This window comes from Flavobacterium sp. AK-345 (assembly GCF_058310175.1).
Genome location: NZ_JBZEER010000010.1, coordinates 170,196 through 196,241 on the forward strand (window position 1 = coordinate 170,196; position 26,046 = coordinate 196,241).

Below are 26,046 nucleotides of genomic sequence, written 5' to 3' on the forward strand. Positions count from 1 at the left end.
TTAAAAATTAAGGATTTTAAAGATAACTAATTTAAAATTAAAACGTTATCAAAATTTTATAAAAATCTTAAATTTAGATCCCTGTTTCTTCGCTTATAAATCGCTACTTTTGCGCCGCAGACCGCCTTATCGTCGTTCGCTTTTGCGGAGGGAGGAAAGTCCGGACACCACAGAGAAGCATAGCGGGTAACACCCGTCGGCGTTAGTAATAGCGTAAGGACAAGTGCAACAGAAAGTATGTACAGGTAATGCTGTAGTGAAACCAGGTAAACTCTATGCGGTGAAATACCAAGTATATCAGCATTTAAGGGCTTCTCGTCCGTTGTTGAAGGGTAGGTAGCTTGAGTTCCGGAGTAATTCGGAATCTAGATAAATGATAAGGCTCTGATTTATCAGGGACAGAATCCGGCTTATAGGTCTGCATTTTTTATATATTTGTGAATACTAACTTATCTTCATGAATATAACTACACCAAACGCTGCCGGTAAACCAAAGAAAAGTACTTTCAGGGCAGTAATTACCAATCTTACTTTTTGGGTTTTAATCGCCATAATTGCAGGTATTTTGCTTGGACATTTTTCGCCTCAAAATGGCGTAAAAATGGAAATTGTCGGGAAAACTTTTGTCGATATTATCAAGTTATTTATTGGACCAATTATATTTTTGACCATTGTTTTGGGGATTTCCGGAATGGGAAATCTTAAAAAAGTGGGTCGAATTGGTGTAAAAGCTTTGGCGTATTTTGAAGTCGTTTCGACAGTTGCTCTGGCAATTGGGGTAAGCGTTGCCTATTTTTTTCAACCCGGAAAAATTGACAAATCAGGATTAACTTTACAAGATCCAAGTAAGTATACCAGTCATGCTGCTGAGAATTTTTCATGGCTGCAATTTTTTCTCTCAAATTTTACCTTGCAGGTTCTTTTGGCTGCCATCGTTTGTGGTATTGCATTGAATTTTTATCAAAAAAGAGAACAAACTATTTTGGTTTTAGAACGCTTTTCAAAAGTTGTTTTTACAGGATTAAAATATGTTATGTATCTCGCTCCGCTTGGTGCTTTTGGCGGAATGGCATATACAATAGGTAAATTCGGATTAGAAACTTTGATTCCGCTTGGTAAATTGATGCTTTGCGTTTACCTGACAATGGCTTTGTTTGTGTTTTTTATTTTAGGAAGTATTTTAAGATACTATAAAATCAATATTCTTTCGATTTTAAAATACATTAAAGAAGAACTTTTATTAGTTCTCGGTACATCATCTTCAGAAGCAGCGCTGCCAAGTATTATGGTAAAATTAGAACAAATGGGCTGTAGTAAATCTGTAGTAGGTTTGGTAATCCCGACAGGATATTCGTTTAATCTCGACGGAACTTCAATTTATTTGTCGATGTCGGTTATATTTCTTGCACAATTGTATGATGTACATTTGAGTTTTTTTGAGATTTTAACCGTAATCGGAATTTTGATGATTACTTCAAAAGGAGCAGCTGGCGTTACCGGAAGCGGTTTTATTGTTCTGGCGTCGACTTTAACAGCTTTGCATAAAATTCCCGTCGAAGGTTTGGCTTTTTTATTAGGAGTAGATAAATTTATGAGCGAAGCAAGAGCGATTACAAATTTGATTGGAAATACTGTGGCAACGATTATAATTTCGAAAACAGAGCATGATTTTACAGAGTTAAATCTGGAGCCTGTTTTGGAGGAATAATTGCTTTGCCGTGAATGGCACGCGGATGAGACGGATTCGCTTTCGCGAAAGCGCGGATTTATAAGGATTTTTTTAATGGTTGTGTTTGTTTTAAGCAATCACCGCATTTTTTTGTCATTTCGAGGAACGAGAAATCTCCGTGAGAAACTCTACAAAGATTGGAATTCTCATTACGGAGTTACTTGCGTTCCTTCGACTCCGCTCAGGATGACAAACGGTTCGGTCACTGTTTAATGTTTATTGGAATTTGGAATTTTTTTAATTGGACTTTATCATGATAAGAATAGGGATTTTAGGACTTGGCGGTGTAGGTGGTTATTTTGGCGGACTTTTGGCGAAAGCCTATTTTAAATCTGAAAATGTTGAAATTATTTTTATCGCTCGCGGCGAAACTCAAAAAGCAATTGCAGAGAATGGGTTGAAAATTATAACAGATAATACTGAAACGATCGTGCATCCAAAATTAGTTTCGAATAATCCAGATGAAATTGGAATTTTAGATTATTTAATTTGTGCTACAAAAACCTATGATATTAAAGAAAGTTTACTTTCAATAAAAAAATGTATAGTTCCAAAAACTGTAATTCTTCCTTTGTACAATGGTGTTGACGCACCGGAACGAATTCAGAAAATATTCCCCGAAAATGATATTTTACAAGGTTGTGTTTATATCATTTCGATGATTTTTTCACCAGGAACTATTAGAAAAATTGGCTTTTACGAAAAACTATTTTTTGGTTCAAAAACAGCTTCAAAAGATAAACTAGATCAATTGCAACGTATTTTTGAAAAGGCCAAAATAGAAAGTTATTTAGTTGATAATATTGAAGAAACGGTTTGGGAAAAATTCATTTTTATTTCAGCACTTGCTTCTTCGACTTCTTATTTAAATCAAAACATAGGTGAGATTTTGAATAATAAAAAGTCTAAAGCTGTGTATGTAGAATTATTGAATGAAATTGAAGCTGTTGCAAAAGCAAAAGGCTTACAATTGCCAGGCGATATAATAGACCAGACAATTTTAAAACTCGAAAAATCGCCTAAAGAAGCGACTTCATCGATGCACAGAGATTTAACCGCCGGCAATAAAACCGAAGTTATTTCGCTAACGCAATTTGTTGTAAACGAGGGTTTGAAACATGGTGTAAAAACACCACTTTACGAAAAGATTGCAAATGCGTTGGTTTAACTACGATTCGTCTTTTGTAGTTCGAACTAAACTGATGCCCGACATGAAAAAAACGATTCCTAATATTCCGTAAATAATTAGTGATTTGATATCTCTTGTTTCGCCGGAAGTTCCTGCAAAAATAACTGCAGTATAGATAAGACCAACTATTCCCAGAATAGTAAGCAGTCCTCCAAAAAATCTTTTAAGGTTCATGATTTATGTATTTAATGTTTACAACAAATGTATTCGCTAAATACTGACACCTTGTTATACAATTGCTTATGAAACTTATATGATTTGCAGTACGACTTAATGTCGTTTCTATGAGTTTTTTTCTATCTTGAATTCCAGCCCAACATTACGAACACTTTCAATGCTGATTTTTGGATCTGAATTGAAATATTTTCTAAGCCTGCTGATAAAAACATCCATGCTTCGCCCGGAGAAATAATCATCTTTTTTCCAGACAGACATTAAAATTTGATCTCTTTTTAATAACTGGTTATTGTTCAAATATAAATATTCAATAAGAGAAGCTTCCATTTCTGTAAGCTGCTGGACATGATTTTTATTGTTTAGGGTTAGTCTTTCAGTATCAAAAATATATGAACCAATTTCAATAATATTATTTCCGTCCAGGCTTCTTTTTTGTTCGATTCTTTTTAGAATATTCTGCAAACGCAAAATCAGTTCGTCGACTTCAAAAGGTTTGACGATATAGTCGTCTGCACCTAATTTTAATCCAATGATTTTATCTTCTTTTAACTTTCTTGCGGTTAGAAAAATAAATGGAATCTCAGGATTGATTGTAATTATTTTTTCGGCCAATGAAAATCCGTCCAATTTCGGCATCATGACATCAAAAACACAAATATCAAAAGTCTGGTTTTTAAAATAGTCTAAAGCTATTTCTCCATTTTCTGCCCAGATTACTTCAAATTGATGCAGTTCTAAATATTGTTTTAAAATTGCAGCAAAATCAAAATCGTCTTCGGCTAAAAGTAATTTTTTCAAAATAAGGTAATTAAACTTTTAATAAAATAGTAAACTGAGTGCCTTTTCCTAAATCACTCACAACACTAACAGTGCCCTGATGCGCTTTTATAATTTGATCGACATAATATAATCCTAAACCTAAGCCTTTTGTATTATGAAGATTTCCTTGCTCTACGCGATAGAATTTTTCAAAAAGAAGTGATTGTTTGTTCTTTTCAATCCCGATTCCGTCATCTTCAATACTAACGGAAAATTGATTTTGAACTATTCTTGTTTTTATCTTAATCGTATTTGAACCATATTTTACAGCATTTTCCAAAACATTTAAAAAAGCGGTTGTCAGATGGAATTTATCCAAAACCAGAATTGTTTTTTTGGTTTGAAAATCAGTTTCAAGATGAATTTTAGGGTTTCCAATTTTAAAATCTTCAATAATTGAAAGTAGAAAAGCTTCCGTATTTATTTTTTCTTTTTGCAATTCGATTTCATTTTCTGCCAGTGAATTTGCCATAACCTGATCGATCAGGTTTTGCAAACGATTGTTTTGGCGCGAGATCGTATTGACAATAGCATTAAAATTTTCATCGTTTTCACGGATGTTTTTCTGTTCTAAAATTTTAGTAGAAATGCCTAAAGTTGCCAATGGCGTTTTGAGTTCGTGTGTGATATTATTGATAAAGTCAGTTTTAACATCGCTTACTTTTTTCTGTTTTATTAAAGCTTTTAAGGCAATTACAAAAAGAGTGATGAGCGTTAAAATCGAAAGTAAAGATAAAACGAGAATGAAAGTCATTCGTTTTAAAATAATCATTTCCCAATCGACAACAGAAATGTACATTGAATCTTCTGTCAATAACTTATAATCTTGATTTTCAAAACTTCCGTTCGTTGTTCCAACATAACTCCGAACCAAAAAAGCATGGTTTAAAGAAGCCAGATTTCCGTATAATTTATTCGCTATAAAAGGTTTTTCAGAGAAAATTGTATCTGCTTTTTTTGTGTTTTGATACAGAATAAATTTGTTCAGAACAATAGCAAAATCTATTTTAAGATTTGGCAAATCTCTTTCGAATTTGCGTTGAATTTTCTGTGTTAAAATATCTCTGAATGCATTTTGGAGAACACTATTTTTAAGATCAATTTTCGTCTTTTTTCCCTGAATATAATTCTCTGATAATTGCTTGTAAAGTGCTTCTTTTTTTGAAACAATAACAGAATCTATATCACTATAATTATTTGAAATTTGGGCGATTTCGTTTTTAATTTCAGTATGAAACTGTGCTACTTTATAATCGTAAGTTGTTTTTACCAAATAGCATTGCACCGTCGACAAAACGATTAAAGCTATTACAGAAAAAGCGATTAATAAATTGATTCTTTGTTTCATTAGTTTTTATGGCACGCGGATGACGCGGATTAAACAGGTGTACACTGATTTTTTTCACGCAGATTTAAAAAAGATTTAAGCAGATTTCTATAATAATTGAATCTGTGCAAACCAGTTTAATCCGTAAAATCTGTGGGCAATTTCGATTCAAAAATAAAGCTTTTATGATACACTTTTCGTATTAACCGCCCATTAACCTTCAATTAACTTTCGCAACCTTTTTTTAGAACCACTTTTGCATCAAATCAAACCAAAATCTTTCTAAAAATGAATCTTTATTTGCCTTTAAAACTTTTTCTGATCTTATTATTTATTTTGCTTTCTATAGCTGCAAATGCACAAAATGAGATGCCAAAAGATAGTATTTCCAATAAATTAAATGAAGTTATTATTACTCAAAATAAAAAAACATTTTCCAATCAAAACGGAAATATAAAAGTAGATGTTGCTAATTCTATTTACAATTCAATTCCTAATGCAGTCGATTTATTGGCAAAATTACCAACGGTTCAGGTAAGCTCTGACCAGGAAAGTATTACAGTTGTCGGAAAAGGAAATCCGTTGATTTATATTGACAATCAAAAAGTTGGGATAAACGATTTGAATGCTTTGGCTGTCGCCGATATTAAAACTATCGAAATCATTCAGAATCCATCTTCTAAATACGAAGCAGAAGGTCGTGCGGTAATTTTGATTACAAGGAAATTTAGTAAAAAAGACAGCTTTAGAACAGAGATATCTGAAGTGGCATCATTCAAAAAAAACTTTAATAATTACCTCGGATTTAATTCTAATTTCAAAAAGAATAAACTGGAGTTGAAAGCTAATTTCAATTATAATAGATTAAATCCGTGGGAAGGTCATAGTATTGATTATCAAATTCCAGCGGCAGAAATCGCTTCTAAATATGATGTAACGGCCACTACAAAAAGAAATCAATATGTTTTTGGAGCCGGCTTGTTTTACAAAATAAATGAAGACGATTATTTTTCGTTTAGCATCAATAGTAAGTTACAATCTGATACTTTTCCCATTAATACCATAACCGATAATAAAAATAAAGAGGTGGTAAATAACGTGGTGACTTTTACGGATAATGACAGCAAAAAGAATTTTGTAAACTTCTTTTTAAATTATCAGAAGAAAATAAAATCAATTGATGCACAGGTCTTTACTGGTTTTCAATATTCTAATTTCGATCAGGGATTGTTTACCGAAGTAAATAATAATTTTAATGATGCCCAATTTGAATTAGATCAAATCAGAGATCAAAAATTTCAAATTAATTATTTCTCAGGAAGAATTGATATCGAGAAAAAACTTAAAAATGACATGAAATTTGAGTTGGGAGGATTGTATTCATCGGCAAATTCTAAATCTGATGTGGCTATTTTTTATACCGAAACCAATCAAAACGAGTTAAGCTATTATGATTTTAAAGAAGAAAATTTATCAGGATACACGCAATTGTCAGGGAAAATTAAAAAAGTCGATTTCTCTCTTGGTTTTAGGGTTGAAAACTCCACTGTAAAGGGAAAATTCAGAGCAGATGAATTGCCATTATTGGATAAAAAATACACTAATTTTTTCCCGAAAGCACAGTTTACGTTTCCAATTGACAGCGTTAAAAGCATTTCTGTAAACTATGCCAGAAGCATTTCAAGACCTAATTATTCGTCTCTAAGTCAGGGATCAACTTATATAAATCCGTATTTTTTATATACCAGAAATATTAATTTGGGACCAACAATTATTAACGAAATTTCGACCACTTTTCAATATCACGATAAATCGGTTAAATTGAGTTATACTAACGCTAAAGACCCTGTTTACAATAGTTTTTCATTCGATGATCAAAATAATATAATGACTTTTAAGGACATTAATTTTGATAGAAGTTCTGCATTTACAGCTGATTTTACGTTGCCATTCACATACAAATTCTGGACGACAACCAATTCTTTAGTTTTTATTTTAGAAAAGATTGAAGATCATTCGGCGGCATTTATGGCTTCAAAACCTTATTTTTATTATACTTCAAATAACGAATTTAAACTTCCAAAAGACTATTCTTTAGTTTTAAATTTCTGGGGATTAACGAAACAATATACAGGCGTTTTTATCACAAATCCCAGATTTATAATGGATATGGCGGTTTCAAAAACATTCTATAAAAAATGGAATTGTACTTTAAGCTGTAATAATATTTTAAAAAATAATATCGAAACAGAAGAATTCACGATCAATACTATTAATTCTAAAGCACGATATGTTGTAGATAATCATTTGATTTCAATAGCAATAAAATATTCTTTTGGAAAAGTAAAAGAAACAGAATTTAGAGAGAAAAACAACGACGAAAATCAAAGCAGAGTTAATTAGGATTAATTTACCGCAAAGAACGCAAAGGTTTTTCGCAGAGTTCGCTAAGATTTAAGTTGTGTATACACAATCTAAGTTCGCAAAGCTTTGTATTGATTTAGCTTAGCGAACTTTGCCCTTTTCAAGGGTACTCTTAGATAAAAATCTTTGCGTTCTTTGCGGTAAAAAAACTTAGTAAAACGAAATTATCCTTCGTCTTCGTCTACTATTTTTAGAGGTGAATCATCAGGAAGTTCTTCATCATCATCTGTAGAATTTAATTCGAAGAAACTAAAAAACGAACCACCGTAACTTTTCTGAAAAGAGAAATTACTTAAATGCTCCATTTTGGTGTATTTAGAATGTTCGATAATCATCATTCCGTCGTCGTGAAGCAAATCTCTTTCGAAAACAGTTAAAACAATTTTTTCAAAAGCAGCCTGATCTAAACCGTAAGGCGGATCGGCAAAAATAATGTCATACGATGTTTTGCAGTTCTCAAGAAATTTATAGACATCACTTTTGGTTGCTGCAATATCAAAATCATATTCTGATGAAACCTGCTTGATGAATTTTACACACCCAAAATCGCCATCAACAGACGTAATTGGTGCACTTCCGCGTGAAGCGAATTCAAAACTAATATTGCCGGTTCCCGAAAATAAATCTAAAATCTTTAAGCCGTCAAAACTAAAATGATTATTTAAAACATTAAATAATGCTTCTTTACTCATGTCAGTCGTAGGTCTTACAGGAAGATTTTTTGGTGGGAAAATGCGGCGCCCTTTGTATTTTCCTGAAATGATTCTCATGATTGAAATAAGATATAATGTTTTTGATTCTGAGCAGTTGAAAAGTTGTTTTTTTCTTGTAATGTGCTTACATCCAAGAATGAAACGTTACGAATATATTTGTATGCGATGGCGTAATAAGCATCATTTTTTTCAATTGTTCCCAATAATTCAAGCGGAAAACTTTCCGGGTTTAAACTCAATTGTTCGGCAGTAAAAAGCAAATAATAAATAAAATCGGTTGGGGTTTGATATTCAAACGAATTAAATAATAATAACTTTTGATTTTGAACCACGATAATTTCAAAATGACCAACATTAAAATTGACAATCATTTTTTTATCATCATTATTTTTTGACGCTTCTAAAATTTTCTCGATTAAAATACTATTGGCATGTTTGTAATCAAACGAACCAACCTGATCAATCAGGAAATTATTGATGTTTACATACGGGATGTAAACAGAATTCATTTCGTACTTTGAAATTTGATCGTATGTAAAGAAATCAGTTTCAAAAACTTTGGTTGTATATTGTAAATAACTTCCCAGATAATGTTCGTCAAAAAGAGCTGAAGGCACAAAAGTGGAAAGATTGTTATTGTGAATAACTATAATTTCGTCGTAAGTATCCTTTAATTCAGCAAATTTTTTAAAATTATCGTGATATAAATCTTCTATTTTAGCTATTTTCTGTGAAGGATCGAAACTAACTTCATTAAAAGATGTAATCGTATTATTGAGTGTGTCAAAACAACAAAATGAAAATCCGGTCAGGGATACCTGAATCGAAAGTTTTTTGTATTTTTTTGATGTAATATTAGTATTTTGTAAAGACATAACTTGATTTACAATTCGTTACCTGCTTTAGAGTCAAGAAAGAATTTAATTCGAAGACAAACTTACAAATTAAAAAGCAACAATAATAATTGCAATTTCAAAAATCATTTTAATATGCAGTTTAAGCCAATGTTAAGATTTTTTTCACCATATAAGTTATATAAGTTCAATTAAGTAGAGTTGCGCAGTAAAGCTTATCATTAAAAAGAGATTTAAGAAGACATAGCGAGAAATTAAATGAACTTATATAACTTATATGGTGAAAAATTTATTGATTTTTGAAATTGGCATTTGCCATTTAAAAAACCGTACTTTGTATTTCAATTTTTCCCTATGAATTCATCATTGTTTTACGGCGTTTTACAAAAAAGATTTCCATTTGCACCAACTTACAAGCAGGATATTTTTTTTCAAAAAATTGCTATTTTCTTAACCGATACGCATAACGATACCATTTTTGTATTGAAAGGATATGCCGGAACGGGAAAAACAACTGTGATTTCGACTATTGTAAATAATCTTGGCGATATCAATAAAAAATTTGTTTTGCTTGCACCAACCGGACGAGCTGCAAAAGTCATTGCCAATTATTCGAATACGCCGGCTTTTACGATTCATAAAAAAATTTATTTTCCTAAAAAATCGTCGGGTGGAGGAGTGGCTTTTACCAAACAAGTCAACAAGCATAAAAACACGATTTTTATTGTCGATGAGGCTTCGATGATTTCAGATAGTACTTTAGACAGCGGTTCGCTTTTGGATGATTTGATTAATTATGTCTATTCAGGAACCAATTGCAAAATGATTCTTTTGGGCGATACTGCGCAGTTACCTCCTGTGAATTTAGATATTAGTCCGGCGCTTGATATTCAGACTTTGGGCGTTCATTATGATAAAGAAATCGAACATATAGAACTTGATGAAGTTATGCGTCAGGAAGAAAGTTCCGGAATTTTATTTAATGCGACGGAATTGCGTGAATTGCTGAAAGAAAGTTTTATTACAGAGTTTAAATTCAATGTGAAAAAATTCAAAGATATTGTTCGTTTAACCGATGGATATGATATTCAGGATGCTATAAATACCGCGTACAGCAATTATAGTATTGAAGATACTGCTTTTATTGTTCGCTCAAATAAACGAGCCAATCAGTATAATGAACAAATCAGAACCCGAATTTTATTTAAAGAAAGCGAACTTTCGGTTGGTGATTTTTTGATGGTAGTGAAGAATAATTATTTCTGGCTAAAAGAAACCGATGAAGCCGGATTTATTGCCAACGGAGATATTATCGAAGTTTTGGAACTCTTCGGAATCAAGGAATTATACGGATTTAATTTTGCGCGCGTAAAAATCAGAATGGTCGATTATCCGGATCAAAAACCTTTTGAAACGGTTTTGCTTTTGGATACGATTAAAAGTGAATCTCCGTCATTAACCTACGAAGAATCAAATCGTTTGTATGAAGAAGTGATGAAAGATTATGAAGATGAAAGTACGAAATACAAGAAATTCCAGAAAGTAAAAGAGAACGAATATTTTAATGGTTTGCAGGTAAAATTCTCCTACGCCATAACGTGTCATAAATCGCAAGGGGGACAATGGGATACGGTTTTTATCGAGCAGCCGTATTTACCAAACGGAATCGATCGCGATTATATCAGATGGCTTTATACCGCTATGACGCGCGCCAAAAATAAATTATATTTGATAGGATTTAAAGATGAGAGTTTTGAGGAATAAAAACACGAATTTCACTAATTTTCACGAATTATTTTAGATTAAGATTTGTGAAAATTAGTGCAATTCGTGTTGAATATCTAATACTATATGACAACACTAAACGACTTACATTCGATTTCGTCTACGTTTTCGAATACAGATAAAATGCCGGTTTTGTTTTTAGGGCACGGCAGTCCGATGAATGCGATTGAAGAAAATCAGTTTGTGGCGGGTTTTCGTAATCTGGCAAAAACCTTACCGCAGCCAAATGCCATTTTATGTGTTTCGGCGCATTGGTTTACCAACGGAACCAAAGTTACTTCAATGCAAATGCCAAGAACCATTCATGATTTTGGAGGATTTCCGCAAGCGCTTTTTGATGTACAATATCCCGCAAAAGGAAGTCCGGAATTGGCTATAGAAACTAAAAAAATATTAGAACCGGTAAATGTGGATTTAGACGAACACTGGGGTTTAGATCACGGTGCCTGGAGCGTTATCAAACATTTGTATCCTGAGGCAAATGTTCCTGTAATTCAGTTGAGTATTGATTATACCAAATCGGGGCAATATCATTTTGAGTTGGCACAGAAGTTACAATCTTTACGTCATAAAGGAGTTTTAATTATCGGAAGCGGAAATATTGTACATAATCTTCGTTTGGTAGATTTTAGAAATTTTGATAAAGATAATTATGGTTATGATTGGGCAATCGAAGCACGTGAAACCGTGAATAATTATTTATTAGATGGAAACTTTCAGCCTTTAATAGATTTCGAAAAAATGAGTAAAGCCGTTCAGGTTGCGATTCCAACACCTGATCATTATTTACCTTTGTTGTATACTTTAGGTTTAAAAGACAAATCAGAAGAATTAAGTTTGTTCAATGATAAATTACTGGCTGGTTCGTTAAGTATGACCTCAGTAAAAATTATGTAAAAAAAATTCTGTGAATCTCTGTGAAAACCTTTGCGAATCTCTGTGGTAAAATTGTTACGCAAAGTTGCAGGAAGATTTTCACAGAGATTCACAAAGAAGAAAATAAATTTAAAAATAGTAGAATGAAAATAATAGCTGTAATTCCGGCGCGATATGCATCAACACGCTTTCCCGCAAAGTTAATGCAGGATCTGGGAGGTAAAACGGTAATTTTAAGAACTTACGAAGCTTCTGTAGCTACAAATTTGTTTGATGATGTATTTGTTGTAACCGATTCAGATTTAATTTATGATGAGATCGTTTCTCATGGTGGAAAAGCCATTATGAGCATCAAAGAACACGAATCTGGAAGTGATAGAATTGCAGAAGCCGTTGCAAATCTTGATGTTGATATTGTGGTGAATGTACAGGGTGATGAACCTTTTACAGAAGCCGGACCTCTGGAACAGGTTTTATCTGTTTTTAAAAATGATGAAGAACATAAAATTGATTTGGCTTCGTTAATGCGAGAAATCACGAATGAAGACGAAATCAATAACCCTAATAATGTAAAAGTGGTGGTAGATCAATCGCAATTTGCATTGTATTTTTCAAGATCGGTAATTCCGTATCCAAGAGATACAGCTGTTGGAGTTCGTTATTTTCAGCATATTGGTATTTATGCTTTTAGAAAACAAGCTTTATTAGATTTTTATAGTTTACCTATGAAATCTTTAGAAGCTTCTGAAAAGTTAGAGCAGCTTCGTTACTTAGAATTCGGAAAACGTATTAAAATGGTTGAGACAACCCATGTTGGTATTGGAATTGATACGGCTGAGGATTTAGAGAAGGCGAGAGCTATTTTGGCATCTAAATAGATTGCGAGATGGCACGCGGATGACGCTGATTCGCTAAAGCGAAGACGCGGATTTTGACGGATTTTTAATAATAAGTCTTACTGACATGCGAACTTTGCTCAGCCTAATAGAGAAACAAAAAAGCTTATAAACAATTGTTTATAAGCTTTTTTTATATCGAAAACCTAATTAAATCCTAGTATAAAACGGGAAATTTAGAAGGATTTGCTTCATTCATCATGCTGTATACTTTCTCGAAAATATCTTCGGCAGAAGGTTTTGAGAAATAGTCACCATCAGTTCCGTAAGCAGGTCTGTGGGCTTTTGCAGCAAGTGTTTGTGGTTTACTGTCAAGATATTTATAAGCGTCTTGTTCTTCCAGAATTTGTTGAAGGATATAAGCTGAAGCTCCACCAGGAACATCTTCGTCGATTACTAAAAGGCGATTTGTTTTGGCAATACTTTTTACAATATCCTTATTAATATCAAACGGAAGTAAAGACTGAATATCAATTACTTCGCAATCAATTCCTAAATCTAATAATTCAGTTGCAGCCTGTTCTACCAGTCTTAAAGTAGATCCGTAAGAAACCAAAGTAATATCTGAACCTTCTTTTAATGTTTCAACAACACCAATTGGTGTTTTGAATTCACCAAAATTTAAAGGCGTTTTTTCTTTTAAACGATAACCATTTAAGCACTCAATTACTAAAGCAGGTTCATCACACTCTAAAAGCGCGTTGTAGAAACCAGCTGCCTGCGTCATATTTCTTGGAACCAAAACATGAATTCCGCGAATAGCGTTAATAATCATCCCCATAGGAGAACCAGAATGCCAGATACCTTCTAAACGGTGTCCGCGGGTTCTGATAATTAATGGTGCTTTTTGTTTTCCAACAGTTCTGTATTGCAATGTCGCCAAATCATCACTCATGATTTGAATGGCATACAATAAATAATCTAAATACTGAATTTCGGCAATTGGACGTAAACCTCTCAAAGCCATTCCAATTCCCTGACCAATAATAGTAGCTTCACGAATACCAACATCGGCAACACGAAGTTCTCCGTATTTTTCCTGCATCCCTTCAAGGCCTTGATTTACGTCTCCAATGTTTCCAACATCTTCACCAAAAATCAAAGTTTCAGGATATTTGGTAAACAAAGCATCAAAGTTATCACGTAAAATCATTCTTCCGTCCAGATCTGCTTTTGCATCATCTGCATATTTTGGAAGCACTTTTTCTACAGAAAATACATTTTTATCTGATTCAGAATATAAATTACTACTGAATCTTCCCTGTGTTATTCCGATATAGTTCGTAATCCAGTTTGATAAAAGAACTTTACTGTTTGGAACTTCAATAAAGCGTAAAATCTTTCTTGCAATGGCAAGCATTTCTTTTTTCAAAGGCGATTTTATTGCGCTTAATTCTGAGATATATTTTTGAATTCTTTCTTTATGGTTGATACTTGCTTCTGCAATTTGTTCTAGTAAAGCCAAAAGATTCTTTTGATCTTCAATAATAGGGCTGATAAAAGAATTCCACGCTTCTTTTTTAGCCTCAAGAATTTCTTTTTTGATTTCAAAATCAATTTCAGTCAATTCTTCAGGTGATGCAATATTAATGGCAATCATCCATAAACGCATTTGGCGAATACAGTCAAAATCTCTTTCCCAAGCCAGTCTTTCTCCGTTTTTATAACGTTCGTGAGAACCAGAAGTTGAGTGACCCTGTGGTTGTGTTAATTCATTAACGTGAATTAAAACCGGAACATGTTCTTCTCTTGCAACTGCTGCGGCTCTTTCATAAGTCGAAACCAGTTCAGCATAATCCCATCCTTTAACTCTAAAAATTTCATACCCTTTCGCATCTTCGTCGCGTTGGTATCCTTTTAAAATTTCAGATATATTTTCTTTAGTAGTTTGATGTTTGGCATGAACAGAAATTCCGTATTCATCATCCCATACACTCATAACCATCGGAACCTGTAAAACTCCGGCAGCATTTATAGTTTCAAAAAACAGGCCTTCAGATGTACTTGCATTACCGATAGTTCCCCAGGCAACTTCGTTTCCGTTTACAGAAAATTTGTCTTTAATAGTAATACCATCAACATTTCTGTAAATTTTTGAAGCCTGTGCTAATCCCAATAATCTTGGCATTTGTCCGGCTGTAGGAGATATATCTGCGCTTGAATTTTTTTGTTGTGTTAAATCTTTCCATGAACCGTCTTCGTTCAAACTGTGCGTTACAAAGTGTCCGCCCATTTGCCTTCCGGCAGACATTGGATCATATTCTAAATCGGTGTGACCGTATAAACCTGCGAAAAATTGCTTTGGAGTCAATTCGCCAATAGCCATCATAAAAGTTTGGTCGCGATAGTATCCGGAACGGAAATCTCCGTTTTTAAAGGCTTTTGCCATAGCAAGCTGCGGCACTTCTTTTCCGTCACCAAATATTCCAAACTTGGCTTTTCCTGTCAATACTTCTTTACGGCCTAAAAGACTACATTCACGGCTTGTAACCGCAATTCTGTAATCTTTCATTACTTCTGTTTTGAAATCTTCGAAAGTAAGTGTAGTATTGTTGTGTTCTTTAATCATAATCTCAAATGGGTCATGTTACGCAGCAAAATTAATTAAAAAGTATCAATAATCATAATTCATTAAAATAAATATAATTTAATTATTTATAATTAAAATGCTAAAACTACGTATATTTTTTGTGTAATATTTAAGTTTTTTCTGGTTCTAATAACAATAATTTATGTTTTTGTGTAAAATTTATTGAATTAAAACCATTTTCGGGTAAAAAGTGTGACTAAAGTTTTTGGAGAGAGTGTAACCACAAATCTAATTTTTTCATTGTATTTGTTCTGAGAAATCTCCCAGCCGTTATTCGAGTAAACCGGAAAATAGACTTCAAAATAATCAGTTACCAAGTTTAATCTGATACCACTATCATATATAAAACGTTCATTTTCATGTGTGTTTTTCATAAAACCAAGATCTCCGTAAACTTCAATCCAGTTCCAGATTGAGTAACTGGCATTTAAAGTTGTCATCCATTTATCGGCATATCGTGGTTCTATTTTCGATTTAAAACCACCTTCTGCCATTACATATTGCTGACTAAAAAATCCGGTGCTTTCTGATCTTCCGTAAAAATTATAATCAAACAAATAATCAGTTGGACGATCCAAACCAAAACTAAAATAATCTGAATTGGTTGTGTTGTATACAAAACTTCCCGCGTATAATCTCAAATTTAATTTTCGATTATTATCAAATAATCTTCTGTATTCTACTTCTGCTGCCAATTTTCCAAAATCACTTGAAAACTGTACATCAGTCATAAAATTAAAATGATTGATTAATTCGGTCTTTGTGTTCGAATATCGGGCATTGAAAATAGAATAGTTTGGTTTCGAATTGTCTGTTATATAAGTACTTGCTTCGCGATTTACAATAACCTGACGCAACAAAATCAATTGTTTTCTGTTGTCCCTGAAATTTTCTTCCCGAATTCTAAACTGAACCATCGGATTCAATCTAAAATAAGTAGCATCGGGAGCATAATGAAAATAATTCTGACTGATAGAGTAACGTACATTATAAAGTGTGCTGTTTCTATAATATTGACTGTATGAAAAAGCAGATGAACCCGTTAAAGTTTCCGTATTAATCGAATACGTTGGATTAATATCAAAATTAAAAGGCTTGTCGAGTATTGTTTTGTTGTGAAAACGTATTCCCGGCATAAAACCATCATATAAATTATAAGTCAGCGTTGGAATGTATAAAATCTGATTGTAATACGGATCTTCCAGATCTTTGGCAAAATTAAATTTTATGGGACGGTTTGTAACCACCAGACTTTTTAATGATTTCCAGTTATTTCTTTGGTTGTACTCCGGAACTTCATTGTCATAATTAATTACAATTTTATCTGCATTTTTTCGTCCAAATGTATAAGTTGTATCCTCATTTTTAGGTTCAATCCATTCTTTAAAAACGACCTCATTTTTCTTAATTCCGTACACAGGAATTGGAGCATAAATACCGGTTTTGTTTTTTATAGAAAATTGTACACTATCTTTTGTTCTCGAAACATTCGAGAATTTGTAGTCGATAATGTCGCGGGAATCAATTATAGTTTTAAAAAACCAATCGATATTTTTAGGACTCTTTTTGAGTAGTATTTCTTCAAAATCATATCGGTTTGTCTGTTTCGTTTTATTCAAATTATAAAATTCCTGAACACTTTCAGGAACAACACCATTATTTAAATAATCATCCAGATAGCTTAAACTTAAACCTGCGCGATATTTACTGGCAATTTGCTCATTAAATTTTATCAATGTATTTTTTGGGTCACCAAGAGGCTGATCGAGATTTTTTCGGGCCATCAGCATATAATAATAGCTGTATTGCTCATTAAAAGATAAGTTGGTAATATTATAACTTTTAAAAAGCTTCATGTCCGAAAGTTTTCCTAACATCTTCTGATCCAGATGTTGTTCTTCCATAAATTTCATCATGGCATAGATCTGAATTCCGTCATAAACCCAATTGTCTTTTCTGGGGTCCAGTCGGAGACTATTTTTTAAGTAATTATTCAGATATGTTTTTAAGAAAGTAATTTCGAAGATAAAATCATCCGGAAACGGACTAATAAATGATGGTAACTGATTTAGTCCATAAAATGGATTTCGATCATAATCTGCCTGAGAAACTGTGATTTTTTGATGTGGATATTTCCCAATAAACTCACTCGCAAAAGTCACCACTCTATTGATGATAATTGCTTTTTGAATGTCGCTGATTTTTTTACTTTTTAAATCCGAAAGAATCTCTAAAGAGTCATTGGTGTAACTTCTAAAAGTATTTTGTCTTTCAATAAAAAAGTTAAAATCAGTTCTGTTAGATCCCGAAAAAAGATAAGAAGTATAAGAAGGGTTGGAATTGTCTTTTGAAACCGAATTCAAATCAGTCGTTATCGAATATTCATTCGGAATTTTTATTTCAATTTCATAATCTGTACTTGCATTTGCAATATCATCAAGATTAAAATTATTGTTTTTCACAAAACTATGATTCTCAAAACGGGAAGGATTTAAAAACCAATTTTTTAAACTCATTCCGCCATTTTGATCAAAACCGTAATGTGTAAATTTATCACTCGGAATTTTAGAAATGTAAGTAAGGTGAAGTTCTATTTTTTCGCCGGGAAGTAACTTTTGCTTCAGTTTTACGATAATAAAATCCGGGTTTTTATCGGTTCTTTCCCATTCAAAAGCCAAATTATTAGAATCAGAAAGATTTAAAATCGTAGTATTTCCTCTTTCGGCTGCCTTCGCTAAATGAAAACCTCTGTAAAATTCATCCGAAAAACGTTTAGCCAAAGGCGTATTTTTATCAGAGAAAGCATTATTCCAGTCATTCAAAACAATCGTACTCAAAGTATCATTTGAAGTATTATAAAATGTGATATCTTGTTTTACATTCAATGTTTTAAGCTCAAGATTCACAGCTACTTCCATCTTAGATTGATGCTGTGCGTATTGTTTTATCGAGCTGAATAAAACTAGAATAATTAAAATGTTTCTATAAAATGGCTTCAATGATGACTTGGTATTAAAGTATATCACTTAAATTACGTGCATAAACTTGTTTTGGTTTTTTGTAAAAATAGCATAAAAAAAGCTGTTTTAAAAAACAGCTTTCATTTTTTGTAAGACTTAACGTTATTTGCTCATTCAGGCAAATTTATATCTATTTATTAAACTTAGGTTAACTTAAGTTACTATATAATTTAAAAATTAGAAATTAGGACTTAAATCATATTTCTTGTAGAATTTATCCAGAACATCAACTACTTCATCTTCAGTGTCTACGATTTTAAATAAGTTTAAATCATCAGGACTTACAGTTTGCATTTTTTCAACCAAAACTGTTTTTACCCAATCAATCAAACCAGACCAGAATTCAACACCAACTAATATAATTGGGAATTTTCCAATTTTCTTTGTCTGAATTAAAGTTATCGCCTCAAACATTTCGTCAAGAGTTCCAAAACCTCCAGGCATTACCACAAAACCTTGCGAATATTTTACGAACATTACTTTCCTCACAAAGAAATAATCGAAATTCAGGTTTTTGTCGTGGTCAATATAAGGATTAAAGTGTTGTTCAAAAGGTAGTTCGATGTTTAAACCAACCGAAGTTCCACCGCCTAAATGTGCGCCTTTATTTCCGGCTTCCATAATTCCCGGCCCTCCGCCTGTAATTACGCCATAACCGGCTTTACTAATTTTATAAGCAATTTTTTCGGCCAATAAATAGTATTTATCCTCTGGTTTTGTTCTCGCCGATCCAAAAATCGAAACACAAGGACCAATACGCCCCATGCTTTCGTAACCGTTTACAAACTCGGCCATGATTTTAAAAATCGCCCAGCTGTCATTGGTTCTGATTTCATTCCACGTTTTTTGTTTCAAACGGTCCTGAATTACTTTATCCTCATCATTATCAAAATCTTCTAATCTCATTTTAGGTATTTTAATTATTTATATTTTTATTTCTAGCTGTGTCGTTTAATTATTTTTATCTAGTCGAAGGAAGGAGCTGATTCCTGCTGTCCGCTATATCTTTTGTGCCGAACCCCGGCACAAAAGGATGCCTCCCGAAGCTTCGGGACCATCAGGGCTAGGGCACTCGTTTTCAATAGAAACATTGTTTTATAAAAAAAAGAATTGTCTTTTAATTAATACGTTTGTTCCTCAATTGATTTAGTAATGTTGCTTTTAACTTTTCCCGTATGTTCAGTAGTTTTCGATTCAATCAGCATTATTAAACATTCGTCAACAGATGAAACCCTATGATTTACGCCTTTTTTTACAACAAATAAATCGCCTTTTTTCATTGTAAAAGAGGGTTCATTCTCAATTTCCATTAAAAGTTCGCCATCAACGATGTAAAATAATTCATCTTCATTTTCGTGATTATGCCACGGAACTTCCTGACCTTTTATTTTAGCCACTTTGATATATTGATCGTTTACTTCATCAATTATTTTAGGTGAAAAATATTGGTCTACGTTACTGAATTTCTCTTTTAGATTCATAGAATTTATCTTAACCTTTCAAAATCAAATAAGCTTTGACAAAAAGGGCGTACTAAATTAGTGCTTTTTTTAAGAATTGTTACAAAAATGGGGATTTATTAATTTAAATGTAACATTTAAAATAGATGTAGACTGGAGTTGTTGTTCATTATCAAATGATTAATGAAATCAGAAAAATATGTCATTCCTGCGGAACTTGGTTGTGGTATAATTATATTGGTACCAACGGATTAAAATCCGTTGGTACCAATATATAGTTCCTACGGAACTTTTAGATGCTTTGATTATGACTAAACGGTAATATCCACGAAAAACAATCTCATTTTTTGTCTTCCTTCGTTCTCTGGGATGACAAGTGCATAGAGTAACATTGGATTTCAACCTTTGTCAAAGTTTTAAACTTTGACAAAGGTATCGCCGCAAATCTTATGCTTCTAATTCCTTTTTCAAAAACTTAGCTGTATAGCTTTTTTTATTTTTGGCAACTTCTTCCGGAGTTCCTTTGGCGATTAATTGTCCACCGCCTTTTCCGCCTTCTGGACCAATATCAATAATATAATCGGCAAGTTTGATAACGTCCATATTATGCTCGATTACCAAAATTGTATTTCCTTTATCGACTAGTTTATTGATAACATCCATCAAAACACGAATGTCTTCAAAATGCAAACCTGTTGTAGGTTCGTCCAGAATATAAAATGTATTTCCGGTATCTTTTTTAGACAATTCTCCGGCAAGTTTTATACGCTGCGCTTCACCACCAGAAAGTGTTGTACTTTGCTGACCAAGTGTAATATATCCTAAACCAACATCCTGAATTGTTTTTACTTTTCTGTAAATCTTCGGAATATTTTCAAAAAACGGAACCGCTTCATCGACTGTCATATTCAACACATCCGAAATAGACTTTCCTTTGTATCGAATTTCCAGTGTTTCTCTGTTAAAACGTTTTCCCTGACATGTTTCGCATTCTACATAAACGTCCGGTAAAAAGTTCATTTCGATCGTTCTTACTCCAGAACCTTCGCAGGTTTCGCAACGTCCGCCTTTTACGTTAAAACTAAAACGTCCTGCTTTGTAGCCACGAATCATACTTTCAGAAGTCATGGTAAACAAGTTTCTGATTTCGGTAAAAACTTCCGTGTAAGTCGCTGGGTTTGAACGTGGCGTTCTACCAATCGGACTTTGATCTATATCAATTACTTTGTCAATATGTTCTAAACCTTCTATCTTTTTATAAGGCTGTGGTTTTTTCACGCCATTAAAATAATAAGCGTTCAAAATAGGGTAGAGCGTTTCGTTAATCAAAGTCGATTTTCCGCTTCCCGAAACTCCTGTCACGCAAATCAATTGACCTAAAGGCAATTCTATAGAAACATTTTTCAGGTTATTTCCGGTTGCTCCGGTTAGTTTTAAAAACTTTCCGTTTCCTTTTCTGCGTTCTTTCGGAATCTCTAATTTCATTGTACCATTCAAATATTGAGCGGTAATCGTGTTCGATTTTAAAGTTTCTGCAGGCGTTCCAATACTAATGATTTCTCCACCGTATTTTCCTGCTTTCGGACCAATATCGATAACATAATCTGCTGTTTCGATCATGTCTTTATCATGTTCAACAACAATAACAGAGTTTCCAATATCACGTAATTGTTCCAGTGATTTAATCAGTTTTTCATTGTCTCTTTGGTGCAAACCAATACTTGGCTCATCCAAAATATACAAAACACCAACTAACTGTGAACCAATTTGTGTTGCCAGACGAATACGCTGCGCTTCACCACCGGAAAGTGATTTTGAACTTCGGCTTAAAGCCAGATAATTTAAACCAACATTCATCAAAAAGTTCAAACGATCTTTGATTTCTTTCACGACTTCTGATGCAATCAAAAGTTGTTTGTCTGTTAAATGACTATTTAAATCCTGAAACCAGGCTGTTAAATCAGAAATATCCATATCACATAATTCGGTGATATTTTTTCCATTAACTCTAAAAAATTGTGCTTCTTTTTTTAAACGTGAACCTTCGCAAACCGGACAATTTACTTCGTCCATAAAGTCTTTTGCCCAACGTTTTATAGTTGTCGAAGGGCTTTCATCATATTGATTTTTGATAAAATGCGAAATTCCTTCAAAATCTATTTTATAATCTCTTGTGACACCTAGGTCTTTTGAGTTTACGGTGAATTTGTCCTTTCCGCCGTGAAGAATCATATTCATGGCTTCTTCCGGAATTTTTTCAATCGGATCGGTTATTTTAAACCCAAATTTTTCTCCAATAACTTCCAATTGCTTAAAAATCCAGGACGATTTATATTCGCCAAGCGGAGCAAAACCACCGCTTTTTATTGATAATTTAGGATTTGGAATAATCTTTTTGATGTTGATTTCATGAACAGTTCCTAGTCCGTTACAATGCGGACAAGCTCCTTTTGGAGAGTTAAACGAAAATAAATTTGGTTCGGGATTTTGATAGGATATTCCGGTTGTTGGACACATTAAATTTCTACTGAAATAACGAACTTCATTTGTATCCTGATCTAAAATCATCAAAACATTTTCACCGTGATGCATCGCTGTGTTAATACTTTCGGCTAATCTTTTTTGATTGTCTTCGGTATTTTCGATCAACATTCGGTCAACAACAATTTCTATATCATGGGTTTTGTAACGATCCAGTTTCATCCCTGAAACCAAATCCTGAACTTCGCCATTTACGCGAACTTTCAAAAATCCCTGTTTGGTAATTTGCTGGAATAATTCAGCATAATGTCCTTTTCTGGCTCTAATAATCGGAGCCAAAATATTGATACGTTTTCCGTTGAAATCCTGCATAATCAAATCCTTAATCTGATCATCAGAATAAGAAACCATTTTTTCGCCTGTGTTGTAACTGTAAGCATCGGCTCCACGAGCGTATAAAAGTCTTAGGAAATCGTATATTTCAGTAATAGTTCCAACGGTTGAACGCGGACTTTTACTTGTTGTTTTTTGTTCAATGGCAATTACCGGCGAAAGTCCGTCGATTTTGTCAACATCAGGACGCTCCAAGCCGCCAAGAAACTGTCTGGCATAAGCCGAAAACGTTTCAACATAACGACGCTGTCCTTCGGCATAAATAGTATCAAACGCCAAAGATGATTTTCCCGAACCTGAAAGACCGGTAATAACAACCAGTTTTTCACGCGGAATAGAAATGTCTATATTTTTTAGATTATGAACTCTTGCACCAAGAACTTCAATAGTATTGTCTTTTTCTAACATAATTTTGAGCAAAACGCAAAGTTACCACTTTGATTTGTTCTTTTAGTACTCCAAAACAAAACTTTATGTTACAATTAGTAACAAAAAACGCTAACCTAAATTAGCGTTTTCTTTTTCGTGTAAGCATATATTCGTCTATGGCTTCTTTGGTTGTATACCAGTTTCGGCCTTCTTTATAAGCGTCTATTTTTCCTGTTCGGGCAAGTAAACTAATATATTCCTGACCATACGGAGTTTCTCGTTCGCTCACAATATTAATTATCGGTTGATAATCGTAACTGCTTCCCGGCATAGCACTTAAGTAAATATTTAAAGTTCTCTCTAAAGCTTGACACATCAAAAGGGTTAGTTTTTGATAATTGCCGTTATTGGCCTGATTAAGCGCTTCGTAATATTTTTTTCTATCATTTTTGAGGATAATTGCCGGTGGAAAACCACAACGCATCAACAATAAATTCATACTTAAACGAACGGTTCTGCCATTTCCATCAAAGAAAGGATGAATCCAGACTAATTTATGATGGTAAATTGTTGCGAGCTCAATATCGTTTAAACCCAACGGATTTGTATTGATAAAATCAATTAGTTCATCCAGATAATCTGAAACTTTATTGGCATTTGGAGGCATAAAATTAGCACCTGAAATTCGAACACCACCATTACGTAAACGTCCTGCAAAATCATCTTCAATAGAACGAAGGACTAATCCATGAATAGAAAGAATGTCAATACTTCGAAGCTTGTAATTATCATCAACAATTGAGTATAGATAATCAATGGCTTTGTCGTGATTGTGGGTTTCGAAATGCTCTCGCAAAGATTTTCCTTTTATGGTTATTCCTTCCTGAATAACCATTTGGGTTTCGCGCAAACTCATGGTGTTTCCTTCAATACTATTCGAATTGTATGTCCATTCCAGAGATAAACTTTCACGAATTTTATGCAAAGCGATATTTGGCAATGGTCTGCTGTTTTGCAAATCAAGCCTTTTTTGGTACAATCTATCAAAAGTTGATTGAAATTCTTCTCTGTATGTTACGTCTATATTCCACATAATCCCGCAAAGATATGTCTTAATATCGGATAACTAAAATTTTTAACTTATCCGATATTAAGCTTATTCAATTGTCATAGAACGCAACTTAGTTCGGTAAGCTTCGAGGGCAATAGATTTAGAAATAAAACCAAAATATTTTCCGTCGCGTAAGACAGGTATAAAGGCCGATTTTGATCTTTCAAATTTAGTCATAACCACTTCCATACTATCAAAAGAGGAAATAACTGCCGGAGGCGTTTTCATTACATCCTTAATCAAAGTATATTTGACACGATACGGATTAAAAATAATTTCGCGTATATCATTAAAATGAACGACACCAACAAGTTCGTTTTCTTTCGTGACAACGGCAAAAACAACCTGATTAGAATGCGAAATAAGATCGACTAATTTCGTTAGATGTTCATCCGGAGAAACCGTTAAATAATCGGATTGTATAATAGTGTCAATATCTAAAGTCGAAAGAATATTAGAATCTTTATTGCTCGTAAAAGCATGTCCTTTTTTTGCCAGGTTTTTTACGTCAAGCGAATATTTTTCAAAGCGTTTTGAAATCGCAAAACTTATAGAAGAAACAATCATAAGCGGAATCATTAAGCCATAACCACCGGTAATTTCGGCAATTAAGAAAATTGCTGTAAGTGGTGCATGAAACAATCCGCTCAAAATACCGGCCATTCCAACCATCGTAAAATTACTAATAGGCAGTTTTGATAAACCAATCAAAGTGATAAATTTGGAAAAGAAATAACCCAAATACGATCCCATAAATAATGAAGGGGCAAAGTTTCCTCCATTTCCGCCACTTCCAAGTGTTAATCCGGAAGCAAATACTTTTACCATCATCGTGCATCCCACAAAAAGAAGTAAAACCCATTGGTTGTTTCTAAAATCAGCAAACAAGGTATTGTCTAATAATTGTCCCGGGTCACTTTCTGATAGGGTTTTGATACTTTCATAACCTTCACCAAAAAGGGTTGGAAAAATAAAAATAAGCAAAGCCAATAACGAAGAACCTATTAAGGCTTTTCTGTACGGCCCCATTTTTAAATTGGAAAAATAATGCTCGACTCTCTGAAAATTTCGGGCATAATAAACCGCAACAAAACCGGTTAAAACACCTAAAAGAACATAAAAAGGAATGTTATGATAATTAAAAGTTTCTTGTTTTTTGAAAGATAATAAAATGCTTTCGTCTAATAAAATTGCAGAAACCAAAGCTCCGGTCGCAGCCGAAATCATAATAGGGGTAAAGGCAGAAATACTAACATCTACCAATAAAACTTCGATAGCAAAAAGAACTCCGGCGATAGGAGCATTAAAAGCGGCTGAAATTCCTGCGGCAACTCCGCAGCCAATAAGTAAAGTTCTGTCTCTATAAGATAGTTTGTAGCCTTGAGCATAGTTTGATCCAAAAGCAGCTCCGGTTATTACAATTGGACTTTCTAATCCGGCAGAACCTCCCAAACCTACAGTTAAGGAACTCGTAATGATTTGGGCATACATTTGCTTTTTAGGAATAATACTTGCCTTTTTTGCGACAGCATACAAAATTTGTGAAGTACCTTTTTGAATCGTGCCGTTCAAAACTTTTTTTACAACAAATACAGTTAGTAAAATACCAATTATGGGTAAAATACCATTAATGAAATTTAATTTAAGAATTCCGTTTATGTATGTCGCAAAAGAGAAAACACTGTGTGCAAATGTTTTTAAAACAATTACAGCCAATGAGCAGGAAATACCAACTAATACACTTGATAAAAAAATAAATTGCTTTGGGGTCAATATAGATTGAGCTAAAGCAATAATGCTCTCTAGTCTGCGAAAAAGTTTTCTTAACATTAT

General features: G+C 33.3%; 18 protein-coding genes and 1 other RNA gene. 7 read left to right on the forward strand and 12 right to left on the reverse strand.

The features are described from left to right. Window positions 1-113 precede the first annotated feature (113 nt). The 3 genes from rnpB to AC4FQ3_RS17650 all read left to right on the forward strand — a co-directional run bounded on the left by rnpB (window position 114) and on the right by AC4FQ3_RS17650 (window position 2,897). Window positions 114-429, forward strand: an RNA gene (gene rnpB / locus AC4FQ3_RS17640) — RNase P RNA component class A. Window positions 430-457: 28 nt separating this feature from the next. Beyond that, complete coding sequence (locus AC4FQ3_RS17645) at window positions 458-1,708, forward strand: cation:dicarboxylate symporter family transporter (RefSeq protein ID WP_491182704.1); 1,251 nt, start codon at window positions 458-460, stop codon at window positions 1,706-1,708. 274 nt (window positions 1,709-1,982) lie between these two features. Continuing rightward, window positions 1,983-2,897 carry a ketopantoate reductase family protein gene (locus AC4FQ3_RS17650; RefSeq protein WP_491182705.1) on the forward strand — a complete coding sequence of 305 codons (915 nt, stop codon included), beginning with the start codon at window positions 1,983-1,985 and terminating at the stop codon, window positions 2,895-2,897. On the opposite strand, the gene AC4FQ3_RS17655 is transcribed toward AC4FQ3_RS17650, so the two are convergent. From AC4FQ3_RS17655 to AC4FQ3_RS17665, 3 genes are all read right to left on the reverse strand, one after another. Further along, on the reverse strand, window positions 2,898-3,092 hold the full coding sequence (locus tag AC4FQ3_RS17655; RefSeq protein ID WP_008467912.1) for a hypothetical protein: 195 nt from the start codon (window positions 3,090-3,092) through the stop codon (window positions 2,898-2,900). Window positions 3,093-3,200: 108 nt separating this feature from the next. After that, window positions 3,201-3,893 carry a response regulator transcription factor gene (locus AC4FQ3_RS17660; RefSeq protein ID WP_491182706.1) on the reverse strand — a complete coding sequence of 231 codons (693 nt, stop codon included), beginning with the start codon at window positions 3,891-3,893 and terminating at the stop codon, window positions 3,201-3,203. A gap of 10 nt (window positions 3,894-3,903) precedes the next feature. Then, window positions 3,904-5,262 (reverse strand): sensor histidine kinase, encoded by a 1,359-nt coding sequence (locus AC4FQ3_RS17665; RefSeq protein WP_491182707.1) that lies wholly within the window; start codon window positions 5,260-5,262, stop codon window positions 3,904-3,906. A 267-nt stretch (window positions 5,263-5,529) separates the two neighbouring features. Here AC4FQ3_RS17665 and AC4FQ3_RS17670 point away from each other — a divergent pair, with 267 nt between their 5' ends. Next, a complete protein-coding gene (locus AC4FQ3_RS17670; RefSeq protein ID WP_491182708.1) occupies window positions 5,530-7,644 on the forward strand; it encodes a TonB-dependent receptor domain-containing protein in 2,115 nt (704 codons plus the stop codon). Between the two features lie 185 nt (window positions 7,645-7,829). Here AC4FQ3_RS17670 and AC4FQ3_RS17675 read toward each other — a convergent pair whose 3' ends face one another. Both AC4FQ3_RS17675 and AC4FQ3_RS17680 read right to left on the reverse strand, forming a co-directional pair. Next, on the reverse strand, window positions 7,830-8,435 hold the full coding sequence (locus AC4FQ3_RS17675; protein WP_042564988.1) for an RsmD family RNA methyltransferase: 606 nt from the start codon (window positions 8,433-8,435) through the stop codon (window positions 7,830-7,832). Beyond that, on the reverse strand, window positions 8,432-9,253 hold the full coding sequence (locus tag AC4FQ3_RS17680) for a DUF3822 family protein (protein WP_491182709.1): 822 nt from the start codon (window positions 9,251-9,253) through the stop codon (window positions 8,432-8,434). The genes AC4FQ3_RS17675 and AC4FQ3_RS17680 overlap by 4 nt, the downstream gene beginning before the upstream one ends. A gap of 333 nt (window positions 9,254-9,586) precedes the next feature. Here AC4FQ3_RS17680 and AC4FQ3_RS17685 point away from each other — a divergent pair, with 333 nt between their 5' ends. The 3 genes from AC4FQ3_RS17685 (at window position 9,587) to kdsB (ending at window position 12,771) form a co-directional block, all read left to right on the forward strand. Continuing rightward, window positions 9,587-10,996, forward strand: a complete 1,410-nt coding sequence (locus tag AC4FQ3_RS17685) for an AAA family ATPase (protein WP_115846447.1) — start codon at window positions 9,587-9,589, stop codon at window positions 10,994-10,996. A gap of 87 nt (window positions 10,997-11,083) precedes the next feature. Further along, on the forward strand, window positions 11,084-11,914 hold the full coding sequence (gene ygiD, locus AC4FQ3_RS17690) for a 4,5-DOPA-extradiol-dioxygenase (protein WP_491182710.1): 831 nt from the start codon (window positions 11,084-11,086) through the stop codon (window positions 11,912-11,914). A gap of 122 nt (window positions 11,915-12,036) precedes the next feature. Next, window positions 12,037-12,771, forward strand: a complete 735-nt coding sequence (gene kdsB / locus AC4FQ3_RS17695; RefSeq protein WP_491182711.1) for a 3-deoxy-manno-octulosonate cytidylyltransferase — start codon at window positions 12,037-12,039, stop codon at window positions 12,769-12,771. A gap of 175 nt (window positions 12,772-12,946) precedes the next feature. Here the strand turns inward: kdsB and AC4FQ3_RS17700 are convergent, their stop codons facing one another. The 7 genes from AC4FQ3_RS17700 to AC4FQ3_RS17730 all read right to left on the reverse strand — a co-directional run bounded on the left by AC4FQ3_RS17700 (window position 12,947) and on the right by AC4FQ3_RS17730 (window position 26,043). Further along, window positions 12,947-15,358, reverse strand: a complete 2,412-nt coding sequence (locus AC4FQ3_RS17700; protein ID WP_491182712.1) for an alpha-ketoacid dehydrogenase subunit alpha/beta — start codon at window positions 15,356-15,358, stop codon at window positions 12,947-12,949. A 188-nt stretch (window positions 15,359-15,546) separates the two neighbouring features. Further along, window positions 15,547-18,297, reverse strand: coding sequence for a gluzincin family metallopeptidase (locus AC4FQ3_RS17705; RefSeq protein WP_491182713.1), 2,751 nt, complete (start codon window positions 18,295-18,297; stop codon window positions 15,547-15,549). A gap of 279 nt (window positions 18,298-18,576) precedes the next feature. Further along, a complete protein-coding gene (locus tag AC4FQ3_RS17710; protein ID WP_042564981.1) occupies window positions 18,577-19,305 on the reverse strand; it encodes an LOG family protein in 729 nt (242 codons plus the stop codon). Between the two features lie 215 nt (window positions 19,306-19,520). Next, window positions 19,521-19,880, reverse strand: coding sequence for a cupin domain-containing protein (locus AC4FQ3_RS17715; protein WP_318803741.1), 360 nt, complete (start codon window positions 19,878-19,880; stop codon window positions 19,521-19,523). 426 nt (window positions 19,881-20,306) lie between these two features. Then, window positions 20,307-23,141 carry an excinuclease ABC subunit UvrA gene (gene uvrA, locus AC4FQ3_RS17720; protein ID WP_491182714.1) on the reverse strand — a complete coding sequence of 945 codons (2,835 nt, stop codon included), beginning with the start codon at window positions 23,139-23,141 and terminating at the stop codon, window positions 20,307-20,309. Window positions 23,142-23,241: 100 nt separating this feature from the next. Next, window positions 23,242-24,195: a Fic family protein gene (locus AC4FQ3_RS17725; protein WP_491182715.1), complete on the reverse strand. Its 954-nt coding sequence runs from the start codon at window positions 24,193-24,195 to the stop codon at window positions 23,242-23,244. A gap of 63 nt (window positions 24,196-24,258) precedes the next feature. Further along, a complete protein-coding gene (locus AC4FQ3_RS17730; RefSeq protein WP_491182716.1) occupies window positions 24,259-26,043 on the reverse strand; it encodes a chloride channel protein in 1,785 nt (594 codons plus the stop codon). Window positions 26,044-26,046 lie beyond the last annotated feature (3 nt).